The 25804-nt window shown below is 47.1% G+C and carries 28 protein-coding genes and 1 pseudogene; 17 read left to right on the forward strand and 12 right to left on the reverse strand.

The genetic code is table 11. The features are described from left to right. Nucleotides 1–129: 129 nt before the first annotated feature. The 6 genes from QMA41_RS10445 to QMA41_RS10470 all read left to right on the forward strand — a co-directional run bounded on the left by QMA41_RS10445 (nucleotide 130) and on the right by QMA41_RS10470 (nucleotide 6100). A complete protein-coding gene (locus QMA41_RS10445; RefSeq protein WP_281629592.1) occupies nucleotides 130–1548 on the forward strand; it encodes an AbgT family transporter in 1419 nt (472 codons plus the stop codon). A gap of 9 nt (nucleotides 1549–1557) precedes the next feature. Further along, nucleotides 1558–3372: a CocE/NonD family hydrolase gene (locus QMA41_RS10450; protein WP_281629593.1), complete on the forward strand. Its 1815-nt coding sequence runs from the start codon at nucleotides 1558–1560 to the stop codon at nucleotides 3370–3372. A 311-nt stretch (nucleotides 3373–3683) separates the two neighbouring features. Further along, the gene (locus QMA41_RS10455; RefSeq protein WP_021456182.1) at nucleotides 3684–3980 is read left to right on the forward strand and encodes a c-type cytochrome; all 297 of its coding nucleotides are present in this window, start codon (nucleotides 3684–3686) and stop codon (nucleotides 3978–3980) included. A 4-nt stretch (nucleotides 3981–3984) separates the two neighbouring features. Then, nucleotides 3985–5211, forward strand: a complete 1227-nt coding sequence (locus QMA41_RS10460; RefSeq protein WP_281629594.1) for a molybdopterin-dependent oxidoreductase — start codon at nucleotides 3985–3987, stop codon at nucleotides 5209–5211. Next, nucleotides 5211–5624, forward strand: coding sequence for a hypothetical protein (locus QMA41_RS10465; protein ID WP_019277429.1), 414 nt, complete (start codon nucleotides 5211–5213; stop codon nucleotides 5622–5624). Before QMA41_RS10460 ends, QMA41_RS10465 begins: the two co-directional genes overlap by 1 nt. Beyond that, on the forward strand, nucleotides 5621–6100 hold the full coding sequence (locus QMA41_RS10470; protein WP_281629595.1) for a cytochrome c: 480 nt from the start codon (nucleotides 5621–5623) through the stop codon (nucleotides 6098–6100). Before QMA41_RS10465 ends, QMA41_RS10470 begins: the two co-directional genes overlap by 4 nt. Nucleotides 6101–6161: 61 nt before the next feature. Here the strand turns inward: QMA41_RS10470 and QMA41_RS10475 are convergent, their stop codons facing one another. Then, nucleotides 6162–6644: a MarR family transcriptional regulator gene (locus QMA41_RS10475; RefSeq protein ID WP_006959854.1), complete on the reverse strand. Its 483-nt coding sequence runs from the start codon at nucleotides 6642–6644 to the stop codon at nucleotides 6162–6164. A gap of 120 nt (nucleotides 6645–6764) precedes the next feature. Between QMA41_RS10475 and QMA41_RS10480 the strand changes: the two genes are divergently transcribed. After that, nucleotides 6765–7664 carry a DMT family transporter gene (locus QMA41_RS10480; protein ID WP_038156899.1) on the forward strand — a complete coding sequence of 300 codons (900 nt, stop codon included), beginning with the start codon at nucleotides 6765–6767 and terminating at the stop codon, nucleotides 7662–7664. A 48-nt stretch (nucleotides 7665–7712) separates the two neighbouring features. On the opposite strand, the gene QMA41_RS10485 is transcribed toward QMA41_RS10480, so the two are convergent. Both QMA41_RS10485 and QMA41_RS10490 read right to left on the reverse strand, forming a co-directional pair. Beyond that, entirely contained in the window at nucleotides 7713–10196 is a 2484-nt protein-coding gene (locus tag QMA41_RS10485) for an EAL domain-containing protein (protein ID WP_006959856.1), read from the reverse strand. Further along, entirely contained in the window at nucleotides 10193–11311 is a 1119-nt protein-coding gene (locus QMA41_RS10490; protein ID WP_172857372.1) for a substrate-binding domain-containing protein, read from the reverse strand. Before QMA41_RS10490 ends, QMA41_RS10485 begins: the two co-directional genes overlap by 4 nt. Before the next feature lie 82 nt (nucleotides 11312–11393). On the opposite strand from QMA41_RS10490, the gene QMA41_RS10495 reads away from it, so the two are divergent. Then, the gene (locus QMA41_RS10495; RefSeq protein WP_043009699.1) at nucleotides 11394–12491 is read left to right on the forward strand and encodes a substrate-binding domain-containing protein; all 1098 of its coding nucleotides are present in this window, start codon (nucleotides 11394–11396) and stop codon (nucleotides 12489–12491) included. A gap of 81 nt (nucleotides 12492–12572) precedes the next feature. Here the strand turns inward: QMA41_RS10495 and QMA41_RS10500 are convergent, their stop codons facing one another. Beyond that, nucleotides 12573–13190: an NUDIX hydrolase gene (locus QMA41_RS10500; protein ID WP_281629596.1), complete on the reverse strand. Its 618-nt coding sequence runs from the start codon at nucleotides 13188–13190 to the stop codon at nucleotides 12573–12575. Between the two features lie 77 nt (nucleotides 13191–13267). Continuing rightward, nucleotides 13268–14179, reverse strand: a complete 912-nt coding sequence (locus QMA41_RS10505; RefSeq protein ID WP_281629597.1) for a LysR family transcriptional regulator — start codon at nucleotides 14177–14179, stop codon at nucleotides 13268–13270. A 118-nt stretch (nucleotides 14180–14297) separates the two neighbouring features. Between QMA41_RS10505 and QMA41_RS10510 the strand changes: the two genes are divergently transcribed. The 3 genes and pseudogenes from QMA41_RS10510 to QMA41_RS10520 all read left to right on the forward strand — a co-directional run bounded on the left by QMA41_RS10510 (nucleotide 14298) and on the right by QMA41_RS10520 (nucleotide 16346). Then, nucleotides 14298–14615: a monooxygenase gene (locus QMA41_RS10510; RefSeq protein WP_064486839.1), complete on the forward strand. Its 318-nt coding sequence runs from the start codon at nucleotides 14298–14300 to the stop codon at nucleotides 14613–14615. After that, nucleotides 14612–14983, forward strand: a complete 372-nt coding sequence (locus QMA41_RS10515; protein ID WP_281629598.1) for a hypothetical protein — start codon at nucleotides 14612–14614, stop codon at nucleotides 14981–14983. The genes QMA41_RS10510 and QMA41_RS10515 overlap by 4 nt, the downstream gene beginning before the upstream one ends. A gap of 114 nt (nucleotides 14984–15097) precedes the next feature. After that, nucleotides 15098–16346, forward strand: a pseudogene (locus QMA41_RS10520) (leucine-rich repeat-containing protein kinase family protein). Between the two features lie 26 nt (nucleotides 16347–16372). On the opposite strand, the gene QMA41_RS10525 reads toward QMA41_RS10520, so the two are convergent. Next, nucleotides 16373–16714, reverse strand: coding sequence for a helix-turn-helix domain-containing protein (locus QMA41_RS10525; RefSeq protein WP_019277418.1), 342 nt, complete (start codon nucleotides 16712–16714; stop codon nucleotides 16373–16375). Nucleotides 16715–16818: 104 nt separating this feature from the next. Between QMA41_RS10525 and QMA41_RS10530 the strand changes: the two genes are divergently transcribed. Continuing rightward, complete coding sequence (locus tag QMA41_RS10530) at nucleotides 16819–17586, forward strand: SDR family oxidoreductase (protein WP_281629599.1); 768 nt, start codon at nucleotides 16819–16821, stop codon at nucleotides 17584–17586. 25 nt (nucleotides 17587–17611) lie between these two features. After that, the gene (locus QMA41_RS10535) at nucleotides 17612–18268 is read left to right on the forward strand and encodes a cupin domain-containing protein (protein WP_021456172.1); all 657 of its coding nucleotides are present in this window, start codon (nucleotides 17612–17614) and stop codon (nucleotides 18266–18268) included. Between the two features lie 52 nt (nucleotides 18269–18320). Here the strand turns inward: QMA41_RS10535 and QMA41_RS10540 are convergent, their stop codons facing one another. Further along, the gene (locus tag QMA41_RS10540; RefSeq protein ID WP_281629600.1) at nucleotides 18321–19052 is read right to left on the reverse strand and encodes an SDR family oxidoreductase; all 732 of its coding nucleotides are present in this window, start codon (nucleotides 19050–19052) and stop codon (nucleotides 18321–18323) included. Between the two features lie 38 nt (nucleotides 19053–19090). Then, nucleotides 19091–19996 carry a LysR family transcriptional regulator gene (locus QMA41_RS10545; protein WP_281629601.1) on the reverse strand — a complete coding sequence of 302 codons (906 nt, stop codon included), beginning with the start codon at nucleotides 19994–19996 and terminating at the stop codon, nucleotides 19091–19093. Nucleotides 19997–20078: 82 nt separating this feature from the next. Here QMA41_RS10545 and QMA41_RS10550 point away from each other — a divergent pair, with 82 nt between their 5' ends. Next, a complete protein-coding gene (locus tag QMA41_RS10550; RefSeq protein WP_281629602.1) occupies nucleotides 20079–20315 on the forward strand; it encodes a DUF2798 domain-containing protein in 237 nt (78 codons plus the stop codon). A gap of 65 nt (nucleotides 20316–20380) precedes the next feature. On the opposite strand, the gene QMA41_RS10555 is transcribed toward QMA41_RS10550, so the two are convergent. From QMA41_RS10555 to QMA41_RS10570, 4 genes are all read right to left on the reverse strand, one after another. Further along, nucleotides 20381–21610 carry a lysozyme inhibitor LprI family protein gene (locus QMA41_RS10555; RefSeq protein ID WP_281629603.1) on the reverse strand — a complete coding sequence of 410 codons (1230 nt, stop codon included), beginning with the start codon at nucleotides 21608–21610 and terminating at the stop codon, nucleotides 20381–20383. A 169-nt stretch (nucleotides 21611–21779) separates the two neighbouring features. After that, nucleotides 21780–22496: a YebC/PmpR family DNA-binding transcriptional regulator gene (locus tag QMA41_RS10560; RefSeq protein WP_019277412.1), complete on the reverse strand. Its 717-nt coding sequence runs from the start codon at nucleotides 22494–22496 to the stop codon at nucleotides 21780–21782. A gap of 89 nt (nucleotides 22497–22585) precedes the next feature. Further along, nucleotides 22586–22795: a DUF3283 family protein gene (locus QMA41_RS10565; RefSeq protein WP_006959884.1), complete on the reverse strand. Its 210-nt coding sequence runs from the start codon at nucleotides 22793–22795 to the stop codon at nucleotides 22586–22588. A 161-nt stretch (nucleotides 22796–22956) separates the two neighbouring features. Further along, a complete protein-coding gene (locus tag QMA41_RS10570; protein WP_281629604.1) occupies nucleotides 22957–23154 on the reverse strand; it encodes a hypothetical protein in 198 nt (65 codons plus the stop codon). Between the two features lie 371 nt (nucleotides 23155–23525). Here QMA41_RS10570 and QMA41_RS10575 point away from each other — a divergent pair, with 371 nt between their 5' ends. The 3 genes from QMA41_RS10575 to QMA41_RS10585 are packed head-to-tail and all read left to right on the forward strand — an operon-like array spanning nucleotide 23526 to nucleotide 25770. After that, nucleotides 23526–24374, forward strand: coding sequence for an ABC transporter ATP-binding protein (locus tag QMA41_RS10575; RefSeq protein ID WP_281629605.1), 849 nt, complete (start codon nucleotides 23526–23528; stop codon nucleotides 24372–24374). After that, on the forward strand, nucleotides 24371–25303 hold the full coding sequence (locus QMA41_RS10580; protein ID WP_281629606.1) for an ATP-binding cassette domain-containing protein: 933 nt from the start codon (nucleotides 24371–24373) through the stop codon (nucleotides 25301–25303). The genes QMA41_RS10575 and QMA41_RS10580 overlap by 4 nt, the downstream gene beginning before the upstream one ends. Further along, nucleotides 25300–25770, forward strand: a complete 471-nt coding sequence (locus QMA41_RS10585) for a transcriptional regulator (protein ID WP_281629607.1) — start codon at nucleotides 25300–25302, stop codon at nucleotides 25768–25770. The genes QMA41_RS10580 and QMA41_RS10585 overlap by 4 nt, the downstream gene beginning before the upstream one ends. The last annotated feature ends 34 nt before the right edge of the window (nucleotides 25771–25804 follow it).

Here is a 25804-nt window from a genome sequence, read left to right on the forward strand (position 1 = left end):
TGGTTCCATTTAAACAAGTCATTTATGTCATACACCTATGACTAATTGTCATTGAATTGAAAACCCTAACACAAAAAAATATGTTGCAGAAATGTTGTAGGATAGAATGTGACGAAATGGAGATTTAAAGTGAGTGAAGCTATATCACCAGCTCAACAAAATGTTACTGAACAACCCAAGAAGAAAGGTAACTTAAACCCTGTAATCATCCTGCTGTCTGTCGTTGTGGTAGCAGTACTGATGACCTATTTTTTCGATTCCGGACAGTTTGAACGTAACGGCAAACTGATCATTCCCGGCACCTACCAAGTGCTGGAAAAAGAAGTCTCCCCACTCAACCTGATTGGTATTTACCCTCAAGAAGGCGAAGCTCAAGCCGTCAGTTTGCTTGATGCGTTAGTCAGTATTCCTCAAGCCATCACCAAACAAGCAGGCATGATTTTCATGGTGCTGTTTATTGGTGGTATGTTCGGCGTACTCGACAAAGTGGGCGCCATTGAAACTGGCCTTGAGCGCACACTTTCTGCAACTCGAGGTAACGTCTACTTATTGGTACCGATCCTGATGGTGGTGTTTTCCATGGGCAGTACCTTCATGGGCATGGCGAAGGAGTTCCTGCTCGTGATACCTATGGTCGTCGCCATGGCAACAAGACTGGGGCTGTCAAAAATTATAGGTCTGGCGATTGTCACCATTCCGGTTAAAGTCGGTTACTTAGCATCGATCACTAACCCTTATGCCCTATCCGTCGCTCAGCCACTGGTTGATGTGCCGATATTCAGCGGTATGGGGATGCGTATTTTCGTTTACGTGGTACTGATGATCATTGGTGTGGCGTACGTACTGCACAGTATTCGCAAAGAAGCGCGCACAACGGAAATCGTCGCACAATGGGACAACAAACCTCTGCCAGTTCGCCATACGCTTGTACTGGCGGTTCTTGGACTGGGCATCGCCTTTCTGGTCTATGCTTCGCAAACTTGGAAGTGGAAATACAATGAGTTATCTGCATATTACATCTCGCTTGGCGTGATTTTCGCTGTCATCGGTGGCTTGTCAGCTAATGACACCATCAACGCTTTCATCAGCGGCATGAAAAAGGTTCTCATCGCAGGCGTATTGATCGGGCTCGCCACTTCTGTCGCCATTGTCCTTGCGCAAGGTAAAGTGCTTGATACCATCATCTACCACTTAGCCGGAGTCATCGGTGAAGGCCAACCAACGCTTGCAGCTTATGGCATGTTCTTCTCTCAGTTGGTCATCGACGTGGCGATTCCATCCACCTCTGGGCAAGCCGCCGTCACTATGCCAATCCTTGGCCCACTCGGGCAGCTTTCCGGTGTCGACCCACACACCACGGTACTGGCCTTCCTGATGGGTAACGGGGCGACAAACATCATTACACCGACTTCCAGCGGACTACTGATCTTCCTTGCGACGGCACAAGTTGGATGGGGACAATGGGCGAGATACATCTTCCCATTCTTCCTCATCACCATTGCGTGTGCTCTGGTATTCCTATCCATCAGCCTACACGTATACGCCTAAGGACATCTCATGAAAGCAGTAACTGATGTCAAAATCCGTACGCGAGACGGAGAAACACTCGCGACCGATATTTACTTTCCAACCAACGGTGAAGGCCCGTGGCCCGTGGTGATGGAGCGAACGCCTTACGACAAAACGGCGCCTTCTCGTTCTGAAGTCACGTTGCAAGGGCATAAGGTCTCACGAGAAGAAATGGCGCAGGCATTTGTTGATAAAGGCTTTGTGTGTGTCTTTCAGGACTGCCGTGGACGTTATCAGTCCAGCGGCACCTTTACCAAGTACATCAATGAAGCGGAAGATGGCTACGATACGTGTGCATGGCTAGTTGAGCAGTCTTGGTGCAATGGAAAAATAGGTACCATGGGGCTGTCTTACGCCGCCCACACTCAACTGGCACTGGCGTGTCTCAATCCTCCGGGGCTGGCAAGTATGGTGATGGATTCAGGTGGTTTCTCCAACGCCTATCAGTGCGGTATTCGTCAGGGAGGAGCGTTTGAGCTCAAACAGGCAACATGGGCCTATCGTCAGGCCCTGGTGAGTCCCAAGGCCAAGCGAGATCCTGTGGTGAAAAAAGCGCTGGAACAAGAAGACATTCGCGAGTGGTTTAAGTACTTACCGTGGAAAGCGGGCCAGTCGCCACTGCGCCATGTGCCTGAGTATGAAGCGTATCTACTTGAGCAGTGGAAACAGGGCAGTTTCAGTGATTTCTGGAAAAAGTCCGGCATCTACGCGCTTGATAGCTATCAGAACATTGCTGATATTCCGGTGTTGCTCATGTCGAGCTGGTACGACGTATACGTTAAAAGTACGCTGGAAAACTACACTGTACTGAGTGAAAAGAATCGCTCCCAGACAGCACTGCTCATGGGCCCGTGGCTTCATGGAGACCGAAATACCACGCATAGCGGTGACGTAGAGTTCGGTCAGGACGCCTCTTTTGACGACAACATTGACAGCAGCTGGCTGGATTTTCGCGTGAAATGGTTCCAGCGCTGGCTGCTCAATGATGACTGTCATACGTTTGCCAACGTGCAGGTGTTCCAAATGGGCGGCGGTTCAGGTGAAAAAAACCAACTGGGCCGGCTTCAACACGGAGGCCAGTGGCTAAGCAGTGATCGCTGGCCAATGAAAAACACCGAAGCTCAGAACTGGTATCTGCATCGACAGGGCCAGCTGACCCAGCAGGCTCCGGCCACAGACAATCACATCAGCTATCTGGCCGATCCGAGTAACCCAGTCCCCACTGTTGGCGGTGCGTTAACCTCGGGTAAGCCAGTGTTTGAAGGTGGTGCGTACGATCAACGTGAAGATGCTCGCTTTTACGGCACCAAAGGCAACCATCTCCCCCTTGCCGCACGTTCGGATGTGCTGGTGTTTGAAACCGAACCACTCGCTGAAGATTTGGTTGTATCAGGAAAAGTATCGGCGAAACTGTTTATTGAATCCGACGCGCCGGATACGGATTTCACCATCAAACTGGTGGATGTTTATCCGCCAAGCGAAGACTACCCGCAAGGCTTCGCGATGAACATCTCCGATGGCATCTTTCGTTGTCGCTACCACAAAAGCTGGCAACAGCCAGAGCAACTTCGCCGTGGTGTGATTTACGAAATTGAGGTTGAAGCGTTTGCCACTCAGAATTGCTTCGCGCAAGGACACAAACTGCGATTGGACATTGCCAGCAGCAATTTCCCTAAGTTTGACGTCAACCCCAACAGCGGTGAACCCGAAGGTGAGGCATATACCAAACAAGTGGCCAAAAACACCATTCACTGTAGCCACAGTCATCCATCAATGTTGACCTTGGAGATACTCCCTAGCTAGAAAATTAAGCCCCTATTTTAGTAGGGGCTCTATTCACACTTTCGGCAGCTCTTACCCATGATCGAAACACGCTGATTTCAGTTTCCAAATGCATTTCAGATACTTACCACCATCAACAAAGTTTATCTTTGAACGATTAAAATACTCATTATCTATCAGTAAGTTACCAGACATTGATTTCGTTACTGGGTTAAATATTAGTTAACCTAGGTTAAATTTATTTGAATTTTATTGATCGCAAAAACTCGTTCTAATGCGCGTGATTTTTAATCACCCAGCCTGCTTTATTAACCTAAGGCTTAGGAGACGTTTTGCGAAAGTCCATTCTTGCCCTGATCTTTTGTTCGCTGCCTGTCTTTGGGGCCGCCGACGATTACCAAAAACTCGCAAACATGTGTATCGCTTGCCACGGCAGTGACAACAATACTGCGTTTCCTTCTATCCCTAATCTGAAATGGCAGAACAAACTCTACCTGACCAAACAGCTCTCCGACTTCAAAAACAGTCAGCGTCAGGATGCCACCATGACCAAAGTCGCCCAGTTACTGTCTGAAGAGGATATCGAAAAGCTGGCCGATTACTTTTACACCCTGAACCATCAAGAGTAACCCCATGAGTTTAGATAGAAGACAATTTCTCAAGGCGGCCCTTTCCGCCACCGCCGTATCTGCGTTACCTGTATCTTGGGTGTTTGCTGCTAATCGACCGGAAAACGTTGCGGCTTTGGATATCAGCGCACTGACATGGGCCAAAGCGGAAGATCTGCCGGATTACTACACGGTACTCAACACGAACCCCCTCAATGCTTATCCGCCAGAAAGCATGCTCGCGACTCCTGTCACACCAGCAGGAGTGCCTTTTGTGCGTTGGAATGGCCAAATGCCGGATTTTTCTCAAATCGACCCAGAGACCTGGACATTTGAAGTGAAGGGAGAGTCGGTCAAGCAAAGCAAGACGTACACCATTGCTGAGCTCAAGTCTAAGTTCAAGCATCACACCCAGAGCTTGGTACTAGAGTGCGGCGGTAACAGCCGCAATAACTTCTACCCAAGCACTAAGGGTAACCAGTGGAACAACGCTGGCGTGTATTGTGCCGAATGGACAGGCGTATTGCTTAGTGATGTGCTCAATGACTGTGGCATCAAAGATGATGCGGTCTACACAGGCAACCATGGCTTTGACAAGCACTTGAGCGGCAAAGGCGAAGCCATCTCGCGTGGCGTGCCTATCAAAGCCGCGATGAACGACAACGCACTGATCGCGTGGGCCATGAACGGCGAACCAATTCCTTATTTGCATGGTTACCCACTGCGCGTCGTCTTTGCCGGCCGACCAGCTTCCGTCTCACAAAAGTGCGCCACTGGGATCAGCGTTCGCAACCAAATCCACGATGGCCACAAAATGGCAGCCCCGGCTTATCAGGTGCCAAAATATCCGATCGCTCCCGGAGAGAAGGTCGACAACAAAGACTTTCGCATTATCGAGGAGATGATCGTCAAATCACTGATCACCTCTCCCAAAAGCGGCACTGAGTTTGCTCTGGGTAAAACCGTCACGGTCAGCGGCCATGCATGGGCAGGTATGAGAAGCGTGGAGAAGCTTCAGGTGAGCTATGACTATGGCACGACATGGCGTGACGCTAAACTGGAGAAACCCGTCAACAAAGGCGCATGGCAACAATGGCAGGCCGATTTGGAACTGCCAATGGCGGGCTACTATGAGATCTGGGCTAAAGCAACGGACAGCGAAGGCGACAGCCAGCCTGTCGTCCAACCGCAATGGAACCCTAAAGGTTATCTGTTCAACGGTTGTCATCGCATTGCCATCAGGGTGTCGTGATGAAAAGGGCTACAGGCAAATCTCGTGCGATGTTTATCGCCTCACTGCTGGCGTTATCTCCACTCAGTGTGCAAGCGGAAGACGAAGCCAAGCTGACACCGGAGCAGAAATACGGTGTCGATAAAGCTTCTGGGCTGATCATGGCACCGGGGTGGGAGTTGGTGAATGGTCAATGTAACGCCTGCCACACGAGTCTTATTGTGGCTCAGAACAGCGGTGATAAGGAGCAGTGGCGAGAAACGATTCAGTGGATGGTGGACACACAAGGGCTGTGGGATCTGTCAGACACTTGGGATCCGGTACTCAACTACCTCAGTACCTACTATCAGGACAAGGGCATCGATATGAACAAGTATCGCCGTAAGCCGATTGAAAGTGCTTTGATGCCGCCAATGCGGGGAGAAACACAATGACACGCTCAATGTTTCACGCGCTTTGCCTGACAGGTGTATCTGCGCTCAGTATCGCAGTACTGTCTGCTTGTTCAGAGGAGCCAGCAGCTCCGATACAACCATCAGACGCACTGTCGGTCGAGAATCCATCCGATACTGAGCAGCCATCTAAAGCTATCATCGATATCGCGGCGGGAGAGAGCTTAGTGACCAACCTCTGTAGCCAGTGCCATGGCGACAAAATCATCCCTTTCGTCCAGTCATACCCGAACATAAAAGGGCAAAAGGCGAATTATATCCTTAAGCAGCTACACGAGTTCAAAACAGATAAGCGTCAGGATCTGTATATGCAGTCGGTGGTGAAATCTTTGTCCGATCAGGACATGAAGAATGTCGCCGCCTTCTATAGCACGTTAGAACCGCTCGATCTTTACGATAAAAGCAAAGATTACCGTCAGGCGGATAAAGAAAGCTCTAACAGCCAACAAGATAAGTAAAGTTAGGTAAGATTGACCCGATGGGCACCAACTGTAGCGCCCATCGGGTCATGATTTGAGGTTATTCGAACTGAGTCTGCCAACCTTTGAGGATCTGATTAATCTGGTGCTTCTGGTTCGAGTTCATGCCTTTTACCAGTTTTTGCTGCACTTCAGCATGCTCTTCAATGATTTTATCAATCAAGGTGAAACCTTCATCCGTCAGCTGCACAGTAACACTGCGTCGGTCTTCTTTACTGTGCTCACGCACAATCAGGCTTTTAGACTCTAATTTATCCAGACGATTGGTCATCGCACCAGAAGTCAGCATCATTGAATCAATTAATTCAGAAGGGGTCAGGCGGAATGGTGAGCCACTGCGACGTAAGGTCGCCAGTACATCAAACTCACCCAGCTTTAAGTCATAACGCTTATGTAATTGCGTGACTTCCGTTTCCATATATTTGGCAATTCTGAGCAGCCTGCCCATGATGGCCATGGGTTCAGTATCTAATTCGGGCTTTTCCTTTGCCCATTGATCGACCACTCTATCTATAGCGTCCATGAACAGATTTCTCCACTAAGAAAATGACGTTTCGAAGTATCTTAACATAAAGATACTTTACAAACAGAACTTTTAGGCGTACATTCACGCAAAAATATCTTAACGTAAAGATAAAAGATTATGAATATATTACTGGCTATGATCCCCGCCTTCTTCTGGGGAACAACATACGCAGTGACACAGTATAGTTTGACCGACTGGCCTCCACTACTACTTGGCGCCATTCGAGCATTGCCTGCCGGACTATTGTTACTGATGATTAAGCCGTCTCTGCCAAAAAAAGGAGACTGGCAGATTCTCTTCAGTCTTGGACTGATTAACATTGCGACCTTCTTCGGTCTGATTTTTGTTATGGCATTAACACTGCCTTCGGCAATTTCAGGTGTCGGTATGGTGTCTGTACCGGTTTTTGCCATGGTGTACAACTGGGTGGTCAACAAAAACCGCCCAAACTCTATTCAGGCTGTCTGTGGTGCTGCGTTGGTTGGTCTGGCGTGGATGTTATTCTCTCCAGGCTCCATCAGCCTCGACCCAATTGGTTTGGGCGCTATGCTGGCTGCCATCATGTGTATTGTTGCGGGTAGCTCTCTGACCAAGTCATTGGGCAATCGCATGCACTGGTGGACAGTACTGACATGGCAACTGATTCTCGGTGGTGCAATTTTGTCTGTTGCGGCAGGATTTCAGGCTATCGTGGACCCAGCGCAATACAGCAACGCACTGGGGAATTTCTCTCTACGAAATGGCTTAGGTTTATTGTGGGTGGTAGGTCTTAACACGGCACTGGGATACGGTATGTACGTGTGGCTGCTGCAACGCATGACAGTGGTAGACTTTACCTTTGGTGGTATTGCCAACCCAATTGCTGGCATCTTAACGGGACTAGTGCTGCTGGGTGAATCCTTTAGCCCATTCCAGTACAGCTTGATGATTGGCATGATTGTGATGTCGCTTCTGCCACAGGCTATACTGGCACTGAGACAAAACAAGCCGTCACCAGCACAATGTAAATCTAGCTGAGCAGATTACACCTATTGAAAAGGGCCACGTCAATGTGGCCCTTTTTGATTAACTGAAGGTGTCAGAGACAATGGCTGACTGTTCAATTGAATGAAGATAGTTAATCCACTCTTCGACTGGCAGAGGTTTAGCAAAGTAATACCCCTGTGCACATCGACAACCAATCTGACGTAGAGTCTCTACATGAGACTCGGTTTCTACGCCTTCGGCAATCACTGAAAACTCAAGAATTTGTGCCAACTTAAGCACCGCTCGGGTAATTTCGTAGTCAACTTTTGAGGAATTCACATCTTCGATAAAACTCCGATCAAGCTTGATGCAATCTGCTGACAGATTTTTGAGTACCGACAGTGAAGAGTAGCCTGTTCCAAAATCATCAATCGCAATCTTGTAGCCTTTCTCACGCAAGGTCGCAATAGTTCTGACGCAGGTTTCAAAATCACGCATCATATCGCGCTCTGTGATTTCCAGTAGCAACTGATGCGGCTGGCAGTCGGTGTCATCCAATATCTGTTGCAACTGTTCAGCTAAATCAGTTCGATAGAACATACGCGCAGAAAAGTTGATAGAGAACAGCACACCTTGCAGATCGATACCCGCTCGCTGCCACTGGGTGATCAGATTCGCGACTTTTCTGAATACCCATTTATCGATCTCAGTAATTAAATCCGTTTTCTCGGCCACTTCGAGGAATTCAGCTGGCGGCAGCATCCCCAATTTAGGGTGATTCCAGCGCACCAATGCCTCGGCCCCAACAATGGTGTTTGAGTCTAAATCCACCTTGGGTTGGAAATACACCACTAGCTCTTCATTAGCAATCGCTTGACGAAGGCCTATATTGGTCTCAACCAAGTCCGTCACTTCATGGGTCATCTTATCCGCGTAGACTTTGTACTGGTCTCGGCCACATCGTTTCGCGTGGTACATAGCCGTGTCCGCATTACGTACTAAGGTTTCACCATCCTTACCATGGAGTGGGAACTCACATACACCGATACTGGTAGAGACAAAAATCAGATTGTCTTCAATGTAATACGGCTTGCGCAGCGCTTTGTTGATTCGCTCCGCCAGGGCTTCACCATCTTTGAGATTGGCATCAGAGATAACAATCATAAACTCATCACCGCCCATACGTGCGACAAACCCTGAGTCTCCAATAATCTTCGTCAGAATTTCAGAAATGTTTACTAGTAAGTTGTCCCCAGAAGCATGACCCAAAGAATCATTGATGGTTTTGAACTCATCAGTATCTAGATAAAGCAGAACAAAAGGAGCGCCACTTTGTTTGCTCTGTGCGATTTCACGTTCAAGCTGTTTCGTTGCCAGTAAGCGGTTAGCCAAACCAGTCAGCGGATCATGGTGCGCGAGAAAGTCGAAATTCTTTTTCTCATCATGCAGCTCTAAATAAGCATCTGACAGGCGAGAAGCCATGTTGTTGTAGGCACTTTCTATGTGTCCCCACTCGTCTTGGCGCCCTAAGTCGATCGGTTTTTTAATTGAGTCAGACTCAAGGCGATCAAAACCGTCCTTCAAATCATCAAGTGGTTTTCGAATATGACGACGCACCACATGACTCACCAACAATACTGACAGCAGAACTGCAGCAACACTCATGGTTACGGCATTGAGTCGCGATGCTTCTATCTCTTTTTCCAGCTTTTTGGTTAACTCAAGCGCCTGATTTAGTACTCGTGCTTCCGTGTTCTCCACCATGTTCAGTAGCTGAGTTTGTGCATCCACCAGCGAGGCCATCACAATCCAACGCTGTTCTAGGTTAGCGCGGATACGTCTCAAGGCTGCGTTATAGCGTTTAACCGTACGATTGATACGTTTCTTCTGTGACACAACCGCTTCGGTTTTGATATCGACGTTTTCCAGATGAAGCAGGAAGATATCGAGCTCTTTTTCGACTTCAATCAACAGCACTTTTTCTGTTTCAGGGGTGATTCGGCTGTGTATGTCACCGACCATTTTACCAGCAGATAGAAACGCTTCGCGTAACATGTTAACTAAGTCTAACTCATTGTTATAACGCATAAAGTCAGGCTCATTAATGTGGCGAAGTTTGCTGTCAGCAATCGCAAGTTCCAGTTGATCCAGCTGCTCTGCTAAGGTGTCGTCAATCTCATGAGTTTGCTTAAGAATACGATTTAACGCTAAAGAACTACCCAGAAAGCGATGGAAGCTCTCGATAAATGCATCAATCTTAAGTGAGAACTCCTGATTAGTAGAGAGGTCGCGCAGTCGCTGAAGTTGGAAGTCGACATTAAAAGCTTCTTCCGACAAGGTGGTTTCACTGAACAAGAACGTCTGCTCAAGCAGCTTAACCCGTGATGTCAGAGCAAATACCCGCCGACTGATCTCGGAGTTCACGATCAGATCTGACACATGCGATGTGGTCTCCGTTTTCAAGGTCGACTCAACAGAGTGGAGCGAGCGGATGACCATAAACACAGCGAAGCTGACGATCAGCAAAGAAAGCAGGTTGGAAACAATCAAGCGCTGAGTTAGGTTGATAGGGCTGAATTTCATTGCGACTTCCATATACTCAGATACGCTTCGCGATAGCCGTTTTGCGGATCATAAATCCCCGTATCTTTTTGACTGATTAACTCTGCAACATTGTCAGGCGTGACTAGGTGTACAGGGGCGGAGTAACCGCTAGGCGGCATGTTATGAAAGGCTCGATTAAGCTCATCAATGATTTGCCAACCTTGTAGATAAAGGGGCTCAGGTACAGTGGCAAGCTGAAAGAAATCACTGTCGATACGCTTGTACGCAGCTTTACTGCCATCTCCAGCAGAGATGTTCTGTGGAATAGGCTTGTTCTCTTCTAAAATCGACTCCAAAGAAGGAATCGCGTAATCAATGTACAGATCGTTGATGGCGAGTATGTGGGTAATTTCATCGCCATGTTTTTCCCACAATTGATCGAGAACAGCTGGCATTTGTTCAGCAATTTTATCCAACGGTAGCGCTTTGAGCTCTAACACTTTACACGTTTCGCAGCGCTCAATTGCCGCAACCATAGCATCAGACTTAATCGTCGCGATCTTGTAGTTCGGATCGGTAAACACCAACGCATTCACTAAGCCATTGGAGTTAACGATGGCCAGTAATGCAGCTACCTCCGCAACAGCCAATGGATCAGTGGTGATGTTCATGTACAAGCCAATATCTGGGTTGCCCCCTGCTAGCTCCGTGGCATGCCAACCAATAACCGTAATGCCTAAGCTTTCAGCAAGTTTGAGAATATCTTTATGTCGGTGCGCATCAATGCCACCTAACACAATCGCATCGGGTTCAAAACCAATCGCCTTTCTTATGGCGGCCCCCTGGCGCACCTCTGAACCGAGACCGTCAATAAACCTTAAGTGCCAATCCAAGTGAGAAATAGCCTCAGACATGCCTTTCGCAACGCCATACACACCGCCATTGCGAAGGTCTGAAGCAACGAAAATGATGTTTCTGTCGTGAACAATTTTAGGGCCAGAACTAGGTCCATCCCACGCCTGATCGCTAGCTATTGCAAGCGTTACTTTATCTTTGGCATAGGTAAAAAAATCGGTGTCAGTTGTGTCTGCAAATAACGGCAAGCTACAAACAGAGGCGAGCAACACGCTCGCCAAATTTAAAACTTTATGCATATTAATTATAAAAATCTTTAACTCATAATTTTTATATATTTATAATAATGTTAATACACAATCAAAACATTTGGTAACAAGTATGCGATTTCACGTTAATAGAGTGCTAACAGCCGTGCTGACGGGGACTCTATGTGTTTCATCTTTTGCTTTTAGTTCAGAGACTTCCCACACTCAACAAGATAAAATCAAGCTTGAAACATTTCAAAAGACAGTCAGTGGGGAACCGGTCCCTTTAAACAGGCCTTCAGCCGATAAACCAATCAAAATCGCCTTAATTTACCCAAGTGCGGATATTTCTGATTTCTGGGTACGCAACTACACGGCTCTAGTCAAACGCCTCGAAGATCTCGACGTACCTTTTGAAATCGTTCAATACACCTCTAAGCAAATCGAACACTCATTGCAAACGCAATACACCAAACAGGTGTTAAACGCTGCTAAGCCCTACGATTTCGTGATTTTTGGCCCGTCCGAACTCGGCTTACAGTCAGGAAACATCCAGAAGTTGTCTGCCTCCGATAAGTTCAAAACCTTTATCTGGGCTTTCCATACTCCAGATTCTCAGTGGCAGCACCAGCCAGATGCGTGGTTTGATTTCTCCAGTGCAATGGGCGCAGAGGTATTATGTGAACACGTTGTCAAACACCTAGGTAACGAGGTCGACTTTGCAGCCAATCGAGGTATTCCTGGCATTACAGATACCCAACGTTCTCAAGGGTTTATTGACTGTGTAGAAGAAAAAGGAGACTGGCTGACAGCCTATGAGCATTTCGGTCAGTACCAAAAACTCGGCGGCGCTGATGGTGTCAAACTGGTGCTGGATAATTTCCCTGAAGTCACCATGATTCACAACGCGAATACTGCGATGACAATGGGCGCGGTAGATGCCTTAGGGGAAGCAGGGAAGCTCTCTGACATTTATGTGACTGGCTGGGGTGGAACAGCGAAAGAAATTGAAAAAATACGCTCTGATGAATTAGATGCGACGCCGATGCGCATGAGCGATGATCTCGGCGTCGCAACAGCTGAAGCCATCAAATTTCATCTGGAAAGTCGAGCAGAAGAAATACCACAGATCTATCTTGGCCGCATTACCGTCGTGCATAGTGACATGGACCATACTGAGCTCGATAAACTGACACGTGAAGCCTTTCGATACTCGGGGTCAAATAATTAAGAGCATTCACCACCAATAAGCACAAACGCCATGACAATGTCATGGCGTTTCACTTTACACTGTAAACACAAGTTCTCACTGTTAATCAACGTAAATAGGCTTATCAGGGTTGGCGAGATAGTCAAACATCATCTCGATGTCTTCGACTAATACGCGTCCTTGGGAGAGTTGAGGAAGCTCATCCGGTGCAAAAAATTCAATCTCAGAAATCTCAATATTAGTCGTCGCTTCACCGGATACAAAATCGCACAGAAAGAATAGCTTATAGATATGAAACGGAAACTCAGGTTGATAGTTATGTATCGCACGATCTTTCACCGCCACCAGCCGAGGGTTATTCACCACATAACCAGACTCCTCCAATACTTCACGCACAACACCTGTTTTCGGTGTTTCACATACATCACCCCAACCACCGGGTAGCGTCCAGCAATTATCCTCTCTTTCTCTGACTAAGAGTATTTTTCCATCCTTAATCACTGCAGCGCGCAGGTCTATCTTTGGTGTTGGGTAACCTGATTCCGGAATAAACAGTTTCTGTACCTGCTCAACTGAGCTGCCACTCAAGTGAGCAAACATTTGATGGGCAATCTCGTCCAGCTGACGGTAGCGCTCCAAATCGTACTTATCTCTACCATACGTTTCGCCAGCCTGTGCGATAGCTTTAATTTGTTTAGCCCAATCTAACCAAGGTTGCATTTACGTTGCCCTTCAAAAATCCAAAGTTAGCGTCCATAGTAACGCTTTCGCTGGGCAGGTATTCGCTGATCATCTCACTACTGGCATTTTTCACCAGATTCTGACCAAGCTCCATTCAGCAATAACTCATAGAAGCACCGCGCTGCTGGGCCGGTTTTGGCCCCTTTGGGTAGAGTAAGATGGAGCGGGACCTGATAACAGTCACTCTCCTCCACATTAAGTACCTGCAACTGTCCCTGATTTCGCTTGGCAACAATGTGAGTCGGCAAACGGCAAAAACCCACACCCTGCTCTACCGCCCGAAAGGCATGGTCAAAGTTATCGACAGTAACTCTCTGGTTGGATTTCAGCCAGCCGACATTTTGCGCCTGCTCATTGGTTTGAGACGCACCAAGATCGCGAATAACAATCTGACAATGCGTAGCGAAATCAGCCATAGTTAAACTCGCTTGCTGGGCAAGCGGGTGTTCGGTCGACACAACAGGAACCATGCTGGTCAGCGAAAATGCCTGAGCCGGATAGTTGGTCACTGGCAGGGTAATGATGGCAATATCAGCCTGTGCACTAGTGACCATGTCAGATGTTTTCGATAGTGACGTTTCCACAACCTGAATCGAAGTCGCGCTGTTTTGCCTGAGGTAATGTACCATTGGACGATAGAGCAAAGACGGATCGCACAAGTGATCCATTGCAACAGTTATTTCAGACTCAACTCCAGCTGCGATCTGCTGGCTAAGATCCTCAAGTTCTCTTGCCTGATCCAGCATGCTATTTGCTCTACGTAGCAGAGACTGGCCATGGTCAGTCAAAGTTGCTCGCTTACCTTTTACTTCAACAAGCTGAACACTGAGTTGCTCTTCCAGCTTTTTGACCGAGTAAATCAAGGTCGTATGGCTCTTATTGAGTGCGACCGCGGCGGCCTGAATGCTACCAGCTCTGTCTATCTCACGAAGCGTGACCCATTGCTCTAACGTGCTTTTTAATCTCACCGCTTTTACCTGTCAGTTTTTTAGACAATTACACGCAATATTATGAACTTTTCTGTTTATTTTTTATAGGCAACAATCATCCCAACAGCAACCAAACACCACTTACGGAGAAACCATCATGAAACTATTGCAAGTCGATTTTGAATACCACGGTCCGATGGGAGAAGAAATGTCTCAGGCGCTGATAAAGCTGGCTGAGTCAATCAATCGCGAACCGGGCATGATCTGGAAAATCTGGACTGAGAGTAAAGCTGAAAAGCTCGGCGGTGGAATCTACCTGTTTAAAGATGAAACCAGCGCTCAACGCTATCTTGAGATGCACGCTGCACGCTTAAAACAAATGGGGGTCGCAGAAGTACGCGGCATTATCTTCGACATCAACCAACCACTGACAGCCATAAACCAAGGCCCTGTCAATCAGCAGGTAGTACAATGAACAACAAAACCTTCCTAACCCTACATGGCGGTATTTATACTGCCTTTGCTATCGCCCTATTCTTTCTGCCCCATGTGATGTGGCCGATGTATGGCGTAGAAATCAATGATCGATACGCCTACTTCTTATCTCAACATACCAGCATCTTTTTGGGCGGGGTGGCCGCTGTCAGTTTGTTACTGCGCCACATTGAACACAGAGAAACAATGCGCCAGCTGTTTAAAGCTCTGGTGGTGACTAACCTGCTTGGCGTAGTGATCACTGGCTATGCAGGGTTTGTCGGCATTTTCGTCGGTTTTGGCTGGAGTGACCCGGCGTTTTTCACTCTGCTGACCATACTGAGCTATCGACAACTCACCCAGCAATAACGTAGTGACGAGCGCCTCTTGTACCAGGTGCATCGTCCTTGTCTCGCCTTTAATCCATTTACTGCGTAGAATACGCGCTCTTTTCCATCCCCAAACATTTATAGGCAGACAAGTTTGCATACAGTAGAACAACTAAGAAATGGCCAGCTGGCAGGCATTCAGCGCCTTCAGCTTTCTGAGCAATTAACTAAGTTACCACGAGAGATCTTAACGTTATCTGACAGCTTAGAGATCCTCGATGTGTCCAACAACCTACTGTGTGAACTGCCGGAATGGCTGACTGAACTTACCCAACTCAAGATTGTTTTTGCTTCCAATAACCGCTTTACCCGTCTTCCTTTGGTACTCGGTCAATGTGAACGGTTAGAAATGGTTGGTTTTAAGAGCAATCAAATTGTCCGTGTTGCGGAAGAATCTCTACCAGAGCAACTCCGCTGGCTGATTCTGACAGATAACCAAATAGAGCAACTACCAGAATCTTTAGGCCATAGACCACGACTGCAAAAACTGGCGTTAGCGGGTAACAAGATCACGGCTCTGCCAAAGAGCTTTAAAAATTTGCTTAACTTAGAGCTAGTCAGGCTGTCAGCCAACCAACTCGATGTGTTTCCTCAAGTCTTGCTTGAGCTGCCAAAACTGGCTTGGATGGCATTTGCAGGCAACCCATTCTGTGAGCGTCTGTCACACAACGAAAGTGTCCCTCAGATCTCATCGGCCAGTTATTCAATGAATCACGTGCTTGGCCAAGGCGCTTCTGGGGTAATCTCACACGCAAACTGGCTCGATATAGGATTTTGATTTCCCAGCAGAAGTAGCGGTAAAAGTGTTTAAAGGCGAAGTAACCAGTGACGGTTACCCGCAAGATGAGTTACAAGCTTGTCTGCAGGCTGGACATCACACTAACCTAGTCAAATCGATTGCACAGTTGAGCAAAGATAACCACCTTGCGCTCGTCATGGAGTTAATCCCATCAGATTATTTTAATTTGGGATTGCCGCCGACTCTAAACACCTGTACGCGTGATGTATTCAAACCGGAATTTATCCTTAGTGCCAAAAAGATCGAATACATCGTTGATCAAATGCTCAACGTTTTCAGCCACCTGCATGACAACAAAGTCTGTCATGGTGATTTGTATGCCCACAATGTGTTGATCAATGCACAAGGTGAGATGATATTCGGCGATTTCGGGGCAGCTTCAGTCTATGACTATCTGACTGACGCTCAGCAGCAAGGTGTGCGCCGTGTTGAGGCCAGAGCTTTGAGTCACTTTATTGAGGACCTACTGTCAGTTTGCGATCGTAATGACATAGGTAGCACCAGTCATCAACGCTTAAGTAACATGATGTGTTTGGCGGGCTAACCAATGTATGGGTGAGTCACTGTGGCTCACCCGATTTGATCGATTTCGTCTTGTAAGGCTTCCAGCTGTTCAAGAATGGCTAAAAATTTCTCTCCGAACTCTGTCACCTGATACTCCACCCTTGGTGGCAACTCGTTATAAATCACTTTATCGAGTATTCCAAACTCCACATTGCGCTTAAGACACTGGTTCAACACCTTCGTCGATAGCCCCTCAACATTGCGCACCATTTCTCCCGGTCGATTTACACCTGCAGCGAGTAATTGATAGACCGTTAGCGACCATTTGCAGCCATAGATTGCTTCCACCATTCGGGCACTGCTTTGGGGTGCAGTTTTTCTCGTAAAAAGTTTTTCTTTGTTATTCATAAAGATGTACCAAAAAGTACCTACCCTACTGATTTGTACTTACTATTCAGTGATTTACATTGCTCCTAATATTAGCACGTCCGAATCAGTCAGGAGAAAGAAAAATGACATACAGTAATCAAGGTACAGCACTCATCATTGGTGGTTCGAGCGGCATGGGTTTTGAAACCGCCAAGCAACTGCTACAAAATCAAGTCCCAGTCACGCTAGTAGGAAGAAATGCCGACAAGCTAGCACAGGCGGCTAGCGAGCTTGGTGAGTTGGGCATGGTAAAAACGCATCAGACGGATTTATATGATGCAGACTCTGTCTCGCAACTTGTGCAAAACATCCAAGATTCTCAACAAACCATCGGTTATTTAGTCAATGCTGCGGGCTACTTTAATCCCAAAGCCTTCATTGACCATACTGAACAAGATTATGATCGCTACCACCAGCTTAATAAGGCGATATTTCAAATCATGCAGGCCGTTGCGCAAAAGATGATTCAGGCCAACCGTGGTAGTATTGTCAATATTGGTTCCATGTGGGCGAAACAAGCGATTAAAGCCACACCTTCTTCCGCCTACTCAATGGCTAAAGCGGGTCTGCATGCGCTGACTCAGCACTTAGCGATGGAATTGGCGGATTATAATATTCGAGTCAACGCTGTCTCGCCTGCCGTAGTAAAAACTCCCATCTATGAAGCGTTTATTGACCCTAAAGAAGTCGATCAGGCTTTGGAAAGCTTTAACGATTTTCACCCGATAGGACGAGTCGGAACCGCGGCAGATGTGGCGAACAGCATCAGCTTTTTGCTCTCGGATCAGGCAAGCTGGGTAACAGGAGCTGTCTGGGACGTGGATGGCGGCGTGATCGCAGGCCGTAACTAATGCATATCAACCTAAGGAGTAACTGATGCTCAATATGAACTTTGCCCAGCGCGTCGTAATTGATACTGAGTCGATGCCTTGGGTTGCTAGCCCAGCCAAAGGCGTTTGGCGCAAACCGCTAGAGCGAGAAGACGCAGAATCCGGTCATACAACCAGTGTTGTACGCTACGATGCGGGCTCTCGTTTCAACACGCATCCACATCCAGTGGGAGAAGAAATATTCGTCTTGGAAGGTATCTTCTCCGATGAACAGGGGGACTACCCCGCAGGCACCTATCTGCGTAATCCACCAGGCAGTCAACACGCTCCTTTCAGCGATCAAGGTTGTACCATCTTGGTGAAACTGAATCAGTTTGATGAGAGAGATAGCGCGAGCATCAGGGTGAACACCCACACGCAAGCTTGGTTACCTGGAATTGGCGGCCTTGAAGTAATGCCATTGCATGAGTTCGAACATGAACACGTCGCTTTAGTGAAATGGCCAGCGGGAGAAAGATTTCAGCCGCATCGACATTTTGGCGGTGAAGAGATCTTTGTCCTCTCAGGAGAGTTCGCCGACGAACATGGCCGCTACCCAAAAGGGAGCTGGTTACGCAGCCCACATATGAGCGAGCATTTTCCTTTTGTTGAGCAGGAAACAATCATTCTGGTCAAAACAGGGCACTTGCCCTTATTACGCTAAATGATTCGATAAAATGGCCATCTGGTTAACCTGGATGGCCAGTTCAATCACCCTATTTTCCACCGGCTATATCGATGAACGAACCGGTCACAAACGACGCTTCGTCAGACAACAACCATGCTATCGACTGAGCAACCTCTAGTGCCGTACCACCACGTCCAAGCGGAATTTGAGAAGCGAGTCGGTCTACACGCCCTGGTTCACCGCCATCGGCGTGCATCTCAGTGTAAATGCAGCCCGGCCTGACGCCATTGACTCGAATATCACGTTCAGCCAGCTCTAGAGATAAACCTCTAGTTAAGGAATCCATCGCGCCTTTCGATGCTGCATAATCGACATACTCAAACGGCGCACCCGTTCTTGATGCTGCCGAAGAGACGTTGACAATCGCCCCTGAAGCATCCAGTTGATTGATAAACGCTTTGCAGCACAGGAAACAACTCACCACATTGGATTCCATCACCTGTCTAAATCGGCCTACATCGACCTTATTCAATGTCGTTTGCTGGAACAATACACCCGCGTTGTTCACCAGATGAGTCACCATACCAAAACGAGCGTTGACGGCACTGAACATAGTTTCAACTTGACCTTCATCAGACACATCCGCCTGATGCGCGAACGCACGACCACCTGACTGAGTTATCGCCTCTACAACCTCTTCAGCACGCTGGTGGTTTTTAAGATAATTGACACACACCGCGTAGCCCTGTCGCGCAAGAAGCTTAGCGGTTTCTGCTCCAATCCCTCTTCCCGCTCCTGTAACGATGACCACTTTATCCATCTGCTCGTCCTTTCCTTATCTTTTCTATTAGGTTGGTTTTACACTGTAAAATGCGTTGGTTCCTGCATTTTCTCCACACCACTCATTAAACGCTCAACCAGTAAGTTCAACGCCTTAGGTTGGTAGCGCCTTTGCTTGTATACCAGATACGCCTGTCTCACACTACGCTGATACTGAGGCAGAACCCGGACAATATTCATCCCTTTATGAACATGCCTAAACGGTAAAGAGGCCACACCCAACCCTTTTTCAACCGCTCCGCATACCGCCAGAATATCGTTAACAATCAACTTAGGTTTAACAGTCATGACATCAACTAAACGTTCCTGTTCGTAAACCGAGATGTCTAATGCATGATCGACACTAACCCAATCCAGTTTGCTGAACTGCTGTAAATCTTCCACATTCCCCACCTTCTCCAAGTATTCAGGGCTGGCAAAGAATGCATGACGAGCTTTAAACAAAGGCCTGGCTATCATGTCATTCATCTCTGCCAAATCGAAGGTGATCAATAAATCTCGGTCAGTTTGGGGAACGGCTTGCTCCTGGCTGAGCACTAAGTCGAGTGAGACTTTGGGGTAATCAACCAAAAACTGCTCAACGACATCCCCCACAAAAGCGCGGTAGAAGTTGTGTGGGATCGCTAACTTTATCTTGCCGGAAACTTGCTGCGTATCTGAGACCATTTGGCCAAAGCCAGACTCGATCGACTCCATACCGCTCTGCAACAACTCAAACGCCTGAACACCACTTTGTGTTGCGACCAGTTCCCTGCCCTTCTTCTCAAGCAATCTGATATTCAGACGCTGCTCTAACGTCGAGAGTCGACGCGACATAGTTGATACTGGCAATTGCAGTTTCTTAGACGCAGCCAGTAAAGAACCTTCTTCTACAACGCAACAGAACAAATAAAGGTCGTCGATATTTCCAAATATGGAATTCATGCTTCTAAACCTGCTTATTTTTTTCACTTATGGCTAGTTATATCCTTAATGACAGCATAAGAACAAGCAGAGGAGGCGAAATATGAGTCGCAAACATTTTTGGATTTCAGCCCTACTTTCTTCATTGACTATGGCCGTCATCATGTCTGGATTAATTTCTGGCTATAAACTTGGCTTTAGTAGCGAATGGCCAGCGATCTGGCTCGACAGCTTTATTCTTGCATGGCCAGCAGCACTCGTACTCAACCTGACCGTATTACCGCTAATACGTAAGCTCTCGTACTGGCTAGCAGGAGTAGGTGCTGTATCACAAGCCTAACGATGGATTTTTGAGATTGAAGGGAGCGTCTCGTTGCCACTCCCTTTTTCCCAGTTTTGATATGGTTATTGAACGATGATGTCGCGCAGTTGCCGCTCTCTTTGAGCAGTAAGCCAATTTAAGCATTGCTCTTTTAGCGACGGATGGGGCACAGCCACTAAACGACAGGTCGCATCCCGGTGCTTTATCCATTGCCTTTGAACCTCTCGCAACTCGAAAGATTGAGGTTTTGGCAACGTATACTCTGGTGATGGCAGCTTGAGATAGTCCATCACTTCTTGATAAGTCGCATTTAGACGCCTATCCGTTTCTGCCAGAGGTGTAGGTACGCTCTCGATGTTGCCCCGAACCGCTTTTTCCAAAGCTTCTAGGTAATCGTTTTTCTGTTCTTGGATGGAATCCGTTATCCACGCAGCTCTCCCAGAACCGCCATGCATTTCTTCTTGCTGTGCTTTAAGAGTGACAAAGGTCGTCATTTCGTTATAAGCAGCCTCCATCAATCCTGAATAGTTACCTGAGAGTTGCGCCTTTAAAGAACTCAGAGCACTCTGGCGCTGTTTTTCTTGCTTGTCCGCGATTCGCTGAGCGCAATACCCCATCCCTGCTCCACTTGTCACGTATTGACATAGATCGAACGGCACCACTTGGTTATCTTTCCAGTGCTGATAGTAATCTTTGACTGCATATGACAGCTCAGCGGGAACCCAACCACCACGGGTGATGAGCCAGAAAACGAGCTCTGGATCGGGTTTGCCAAATACACTCCCTTCACGCGAGGCCTGTTCTGCCAGCTCCCAAACATCATAAAATGGCCAGTCGCCATCTTCATCCTTTACGCCATACCTCTCGAAAAACGCTTCTACGTCCCGCTCAGGTAACTCTGCAGCATAGCGAATCGTTTGGATTTTCTGTTCTTCATCATAAATTGATAAAACGGGGTTGTGTTGTTTGGCCTTCTGATAAGTCTCGAGCGCACTTTTAGGGTCTGACATTGATATACTGCCCGCTCTAAAGAACACCTTCTCAAGGTAGTTGTCTAGTGCCTCTTGATGGCCTTGCAAAGCGGCTTGCTGATAGTGATAGGCACTCTGCTGGTCAGACAGGATGTATTGGTAAGCGAGCCTAAAATGCGCCTCAGCACTGCCCTGCTCTGCGGCGACCATGTATAACGATTTGGCTTGCTCCTTTTCACCCTGTTCATAGAGTGTGTTGGCTCGTTCGAGCACATCCGTTTGTGCAGAAATAGCGGGAAATGCTACGCAGCAGCTAAGAAATATCGCAAGTCGTTTACTCATCTGTCGTCCGGTACCTTATCTAACCAGCATCTATTGAAAGGGTTTATTACCTAAAAGACAACGATTTATCTAATCAGATGATGAGTTTTCTCAGTGTTCAGAAACAAAAAAAGGAATCACGAGGATCCCTTTTTTAGCAATTTTTTAGCACATGTTAGTGTGCCTGACATTACAGCTCAGCGTTGTGGTAAACCTGTTGAACGTCATCACAGTCATCTAGCATGTCGAGGAATTTCTGGAATTTCTCTGCATCTTCACCCGCAACAGGTGTGTGAGTTTGAGGAACGAATGTAATTTCTTCGACATCAAGCGTTAGATCTGGGAAAGCGCCGTTTAGAGCAGTCTTAGTTTTGAAGAACTCAGTGTGAGGAGCGAATACCGTAATCACGCCATCTTCAAGTTCAACGTCAGTAACATCCACATCATCCATCATTAGCGTTTCTAGAATGATCTCGTCATCATCGCCTTTGAACTGGAATACCGCTTGGTGATCAAACATATGCGAAACTGAACCTTCAACGCCAATTTTCGCACCTGTTTTAACAAAACACTGACGTACATCTTGGAAAGTACGGTTACCGTTATCTGTTAAACAATCAACGATAACGCTAGTACCGCCAGGGCCGAAGCCTTCGTAACGTGCTGGAACGTAGTCTTCACCGCCGCCACCGTTGGCTTTATCAATCGCTTTGTCGATAACGTGTGCAGGAACTTGGTCTTTTTTCGCTTTTGCGATCAGGTGCTTAAGAGACAAGTTCATGTCTGGGTCTGCACCACCATTTTTCGCGCACATGTAAATTTCTTTACCGTATTTGGAATAAACTTTAATTTTTGCGCCAGCTGTTTTCGCCATCGAGGCTTTGCGCACTTCAAAACTTCTTCCCATCGGGATGTTCTCTCTAATTCAATTTAACGCGAAGGATTTTAGCAAAAATCGAGACCATTTCAATTTCTCGATGTCTTGCACACAGGACGTCAGGCGACACCCATCACTCGCTTGTACTTGGCTACAGATTCGAGAAAAGATGCTCGTTCATCTTCATCTCTGATTTTATCCGCTTGCTGATCAATTTCATCTGGCCCTGCTTTCGCTTCACGCAGCTTCCAGACTAAAAATGAGGCCTGTTTATCAAGCTCAATTTTGTTTTTTTCGTTGGCCGGGAGGGTAGATAAATTAATCGACATACAAAGGGGCTGAATCTGCAAAAATATGGAGAGGGAATATAGCACATTCGTGACTTAAATGGACATCAAAGCGCGGCGAGTGAGTTAACTAAGATCAAAAAAAGAAAAATTAAGGGTGGCTATTTGAGCCACCCTTACGTCGATTATCACTGTCATCACATCTAGTGCAGTATGCCTAGGTCTTTCGCTTCCTCTATGGTTAAGCCGCTTTCGCGAATCTCTCTTAATGCTTCAATACGACGACGAGCCTCCGCCGACTTAACACTTTTGCTTGGCTTCTGTGATTGTACTTCTTCCGTGAAGTCCCACTTGTCTGTGATTTTAGTCATTTCATCATGGTCAATAGAATTAATGGACATTGTAACCTCCGAACAAACCATGCAAGGGACAGCTAATCTGTAGCAAAAGCTCGCCGCCCTTGTTAAGAATTTTAGCTTCATAATGTGATTGCGCTAATAGTTCGTACACAGTTACTGTTTTTTGTATAAATAAGCTTTGCGCGTGGCCAAATGGCGAAGTACATTTAAGGAATTCCCCCTAATATTTGTAAGGCGATCCAGCTCTCACTTTTCACGCCAACTCCAGTAGTACTTCTCCCTCACAAATGACAAGCCTGTTCACATACTGAGCGTTTTTCGAGTAACTTCACTGTTTTCATCACCACTTCTTTTCAGTCAAAAATTAACAGTTAATGATAATCATTCTCCTTTATTTTTAGGTAAGTGTGATTATGAGTGATAAAGAGCTAACGCATGCGGTACATCACGACCCGATCATTCAGGTTCGTGATTTGTGCGTCGATTACATAACGGACAACGGCGACTTTCGCGCGGTGAAATCCGTCAGTTTTGATATAGGCAAAGGTGAAATATTCGGTCTCGCGGGAGAATCAGGTTGTGGCAAAAGCACTATCGCTTTTGCAATCAATCGTCTCCACAAGCCGCCCGCGTTCATCTCTGAGGGGCAAATCCATTTTGACGGTCAGGATCTGCTTAAACTGTCAGATCGCCAGATAAACGCGATTCGTTGGAGCGAAATTGCAATGGTTTTCCAAAGTGCAATGAATTCGCTAAACCCCGTTTTGCCGATTCAGGAGCAGTTTGCCGACGTGTTGCGCCACCATAAAGGCATGAGTGACCTTGAGGCGAAAGACAGAGCGGAAAAATTGCTAGACCTGGTTAATATTCCACGTGAACGGTTAAGCGAATATCCTCATCAGTTCAGCGGCGGCATGCGCCAGCGACTTGTGATTGCGATTGCGTTATCGCTTAACCCAAAGCTCATCATTATGGACGAGCCCACAACCGCACTGGATGTCGTGGTGCAACGTGAGATCCTGCAACAAATCTATCAATTGCGTGAAGAGTTTGGCTTCTCAGTTCTGTTCATTACCCATGATCTGGCACTAATGAGCCAGTTGTGTGATCGGATTGCCATCATGCTCCACGGGGAGATCGTGGAAATCAATCAGTCGGTGCAGATCCGTAACCATCCTCAACATCCTTACACACAGAAACTATGGGCGTCATTCCCCAACATTCATCAAGGTAAGCACCACACGCAAGGAGCCACGGTATGAGCCAGCCGATTATCCAACTCAACAATGTTGTCAAAGAATTCACGATTGGCGGTGGTTTCGCCGCGCAAGATAGATTTAAAGCACTTCAAGGCGTCAGTTTTAGTCTGCACAAAGGCAAAACTCTGGCGCTGGTCGGTGAGTCTGGTTGTGGAAAAAGCACCTGTGCACGCTTGATCACCAAAGTCCACTCTGCCACATCAGGAGAGATCCTGTTTAACGGCAACAACATTGAACAGATCCAGAGTCGAAAAGCCCTGCTTGATTATCGCAGTAAAGTGCAAATGGTGTTTCAAGACCCGTTTGGCTCACTTAATCCAACTCATACCATTGCTCACCACCTCACCCGCCCACTTAAGATCCATAAGCAGGTTAAGAGCAGCCACGCCATCCCGGAACGATTGACTGAGTTACTGGACTTAGTCGAACTCGCGCCAGACACATTAGAAAAGTACCCTCACCAGTTAAGCGGAGGCCAGCGACAACGGGTGAATTTAGCGCGAGCACTAGCAGTTGGCGCGGAAGTGATATTGGCTGATGAGCCGACGTCGATGCTTGATGTATCGATCAGGCTTGGCGTGCTTAACCTGATGCAACGAATGAAAAAAGAGCTGGGTATCGGCTTTTTGTACATCACACATGATTTAGCGACCGCTCATTACATCGCGGAAGAAACCGCCGTGATGTACAAAGGCCAGATTGTTGAGTGGGGTGACACACAGGCGATCTTAACCGATCCGCAACATCCTTATACCAAGCTGCTGATCTCTGCGGTACCGGATCCTGATCTGCCGTTTGGTAATCTGGTCAAGAGTGAACCAAACTACTCTGTAGACGCTGATCAAATTCGCGCGACCAGCGCGGTAGTGCAACAAGGCTATGATCAAATTGGTCCAAATCATTTTGTAAAACATTGGATTAAAGCTGCATGATGACGCTTGATAACTGGGTTTCACACATCGACAACTGGTACCAAACACAGAAGCATGATCAAGGTATTGAAGCTTTAGTACTGAGTGTGCCTGACGAAGTATGGGGCCCAGAGATTAGCGAGCTACAAAGTAAAGCCATTGCCTGCTGGCTGGATGCTTGTTTGCGAGTTTTCCATTTTGAGCGCTACTCACAACCTGATAAAGCTTACCAGTATCTTCAGCTTGCCTACAGCAAACTTCAATTGTGCGCCTGTAACCCAGAAACAGAGTTAGCACTTAAAGACTGGTGTATGAAACGACTACAAAACCTGACGGTGCTTAGTTTAGAATTTTGCAATCAACGCCCCGAAGCACATTGGCAAAGTCAATCACATCAACTGATTGAGTCACACGTCCAGTTTATGGCCGCACAAAGCTGGAATGAATCTCGGAACGATGATCAAGAACTTTACGAACAGCGGCATTGATAGGCAGATCATTCAGTAGCAAATTCATTCAGTA

The organism is Vibrio sp. St2, from assembly GCF_947311885.1.
In the GTDB taxonomy this organism is placed as follows: domain Bacteria; phylum Pseudomonadota; class Gammaproteobacteria; order Enterobacterales; family Vibrionaceae; genus Vibrio; species Vibrio coralliilyticus.

What these genes read in the sequence shown, in the direction of transcription:
- QMA41_RS10560 (WP_019277412.1), bottom strand. Translation starts at nt 22,496, where the DNA reads ATGGGAAGAAGTTTTGAAGTGCGCAAAGCCTCGATGGCGAAAACAGCT.
- QMA41_RS10485 (WP_006959856.1), bottom strand. Translation starts at nt 10,196, where the DNA reads ATGAAATTCAGCCCTATCAACCTAACTCAGCGCTTGATTGTTTCCAAC.
- QMA41_RS10460 (WP_281629594.1), top strand. Translation starts at nt 3,985, where the DNA reads ATGAGTTTAGATAGAAGACAATTTCTCAAGGCGGCCCTTTCCGCCACC.
- QMA41_RS10585 (WP_281629607.1), top strand. Translation starts at nt 25,300, where the DNA reads ATGATGACGCTTGATAACTGGGTTTCACACATCGACAACTGGTACCAA.
- QMA41_RS10450 (WP_281629593.1), top strand. Translation starts at nt 1,558, where the DNA reads ATGAAAGCAGTAACTGATGTCAAAATCCGTACGCGAGACGGAGAAACA.
- QMA41_RS10475 (WP_006959854.1), bottom strand. Translation starts at nt 6,644, where the DNA reads ATGGACGCTATAGATAGAGTGGTCGATCAATGGGCAAAGGAAAAGCCC.
- QMA41_RS10525 (WP_019277418.1), bottom strand. Translation starts at nt 16,714, where the DNA reads ATGAATAACAAAGAAAAACTTTTTACGAGAAAAACTGCACCCCAAAGC.
- QMA41_RS10570 (WP_281629604.1), bottom strand. Translation starts at nt 23,154, where the DNA reads ATGTCCATTAATTCTATTGACCATGATGAAATGACTAAAATCACAGAC.
- QMA41_RS10540 (WP_281629600.1), bottom strand. Translation starts at nt 19,052, where the DNA reads ATGGATAAAGTGGTCATCGTTACAGGAGCGGGAAGAGGGATTGGAGCA.
- QMA41_RS10510 (WP_064486839.1), top strand. Translation starts at nt 14,298, where the DNA reads ATGAAACTATTGCAAGTCGATTTTGAATACCACGGTCCGATGGGAGAA.
- QMA41_RS10535 (WP_021456172.1), top strand. Translation starts at nt 17,612, where the DNA reads ATGCTCAATATGAACTTTGCCCAGCGCGTCGTAATTGATACTGAGTCG.
- QMA41_RS10480 (WP_038156899.1), top strand. Translation starts at nt 6,765, where the DNA reads ATGAATATATTACTGGCTATGATCCCCGCCTTCTTCTGGGGAACAACA.
- QMA41_RS10495 (WP_043009699.1), top strand. Translation starts at nt 11,394, where the DNA reads ATGCGATTTCACGTTAATAGAGTGCTAACAGCCGTGCTGACGGGGACT.
- QMA41_RS10545 (WP_281629601.1), bottom strand. Translation starts at nt 19,996, where the DNA reads ATGAATTCCATATTTGGAAATATCGACGACCTTTATTTGTTCTGTTGC.
- QMA41_RS10470 (WP_281629595.1), top strand. Translation starts at nt 5,621, where the DNA reads ATGACACGCTCAATGTTTCACGCGCTTTGCCTGACAGGTGTATCTGCG.
- QMA41_RS10515 (WP_281629598.1), top strand. Translation starts at nt 14,612, where the DNA reads ATGAACAACAAAACCTTCCTAACCCTACATGGCGGTATTTATACTGCC.
- QMA41_RS10550 (WP_281629602.1), top strand. Translation starts at nt 20,079, where the DNA reads ATGAGTCGCAAACATTTTTGGATTTCAGCCCTACTTTCTTCATTGACT.
- QMA41_RS10575 (WP_281629605.1), top strand. Translation starts at nt 23,526, where the DNA reads ATGAGTGATAAAGAGCTAACGCATGCGGTACATCACGACCCGATCATT.
- QMA41_RS10530 (WP_281629599.1), top strand. Translation starts at nt 16,819, where the DNA reads ATGACATACAGTAATCAAGGTACAGCACTCATCATTGGTGGTTCGAGC.
- QMA41_RS10580 (WP_281629606.1), top strand. Translation starts at nt 24,371, where the DNA reads ATGAGCCAGCCGATTATCCAACTCAACAATGTTGTCAAAGAATTCACG.
- QMA41_RS10465 (WP_019277429.1), top strand. Translation starts at nt 5,211, where the DNA reads ATGAAAAGGGCTACAGGCAAATCTCGTGCGATGTTTATCGCCTCACTG.
- QMA41_RS10555 (WP_281629603.1), bottom strand. Translation starts at nt 21,610, where the DNA reads ATGAGTAAACGACTTGCGATATTTCTTAGCTGCTGCGTAGCATTTCCC.
- QMA41_RS10500 (WP_281629596.1), bottom strand. Translation starts at nt 13,190, where the DNA reads ATGCAACCTTGGTTAGATTGGGCTAAACAAATTAAAGCTATCGCACAG.
- QMA41_RS10490 (WP_172857372.1), bottom strand. Translation starts at nt 11,311, where the DNA reads ATGCATAAAGTTTTAAATTTGGCGAGCGTGTTGCTCGCCTCTGTTTGT.
- QMA41_RS10565 (WP_006959884.1), bottom strand. Translation starts at nt 22,795, where the DNA reads ATGTCGATTAATTTATCTACCCTCCCGGCCAACGAAAAAAACAAAATT.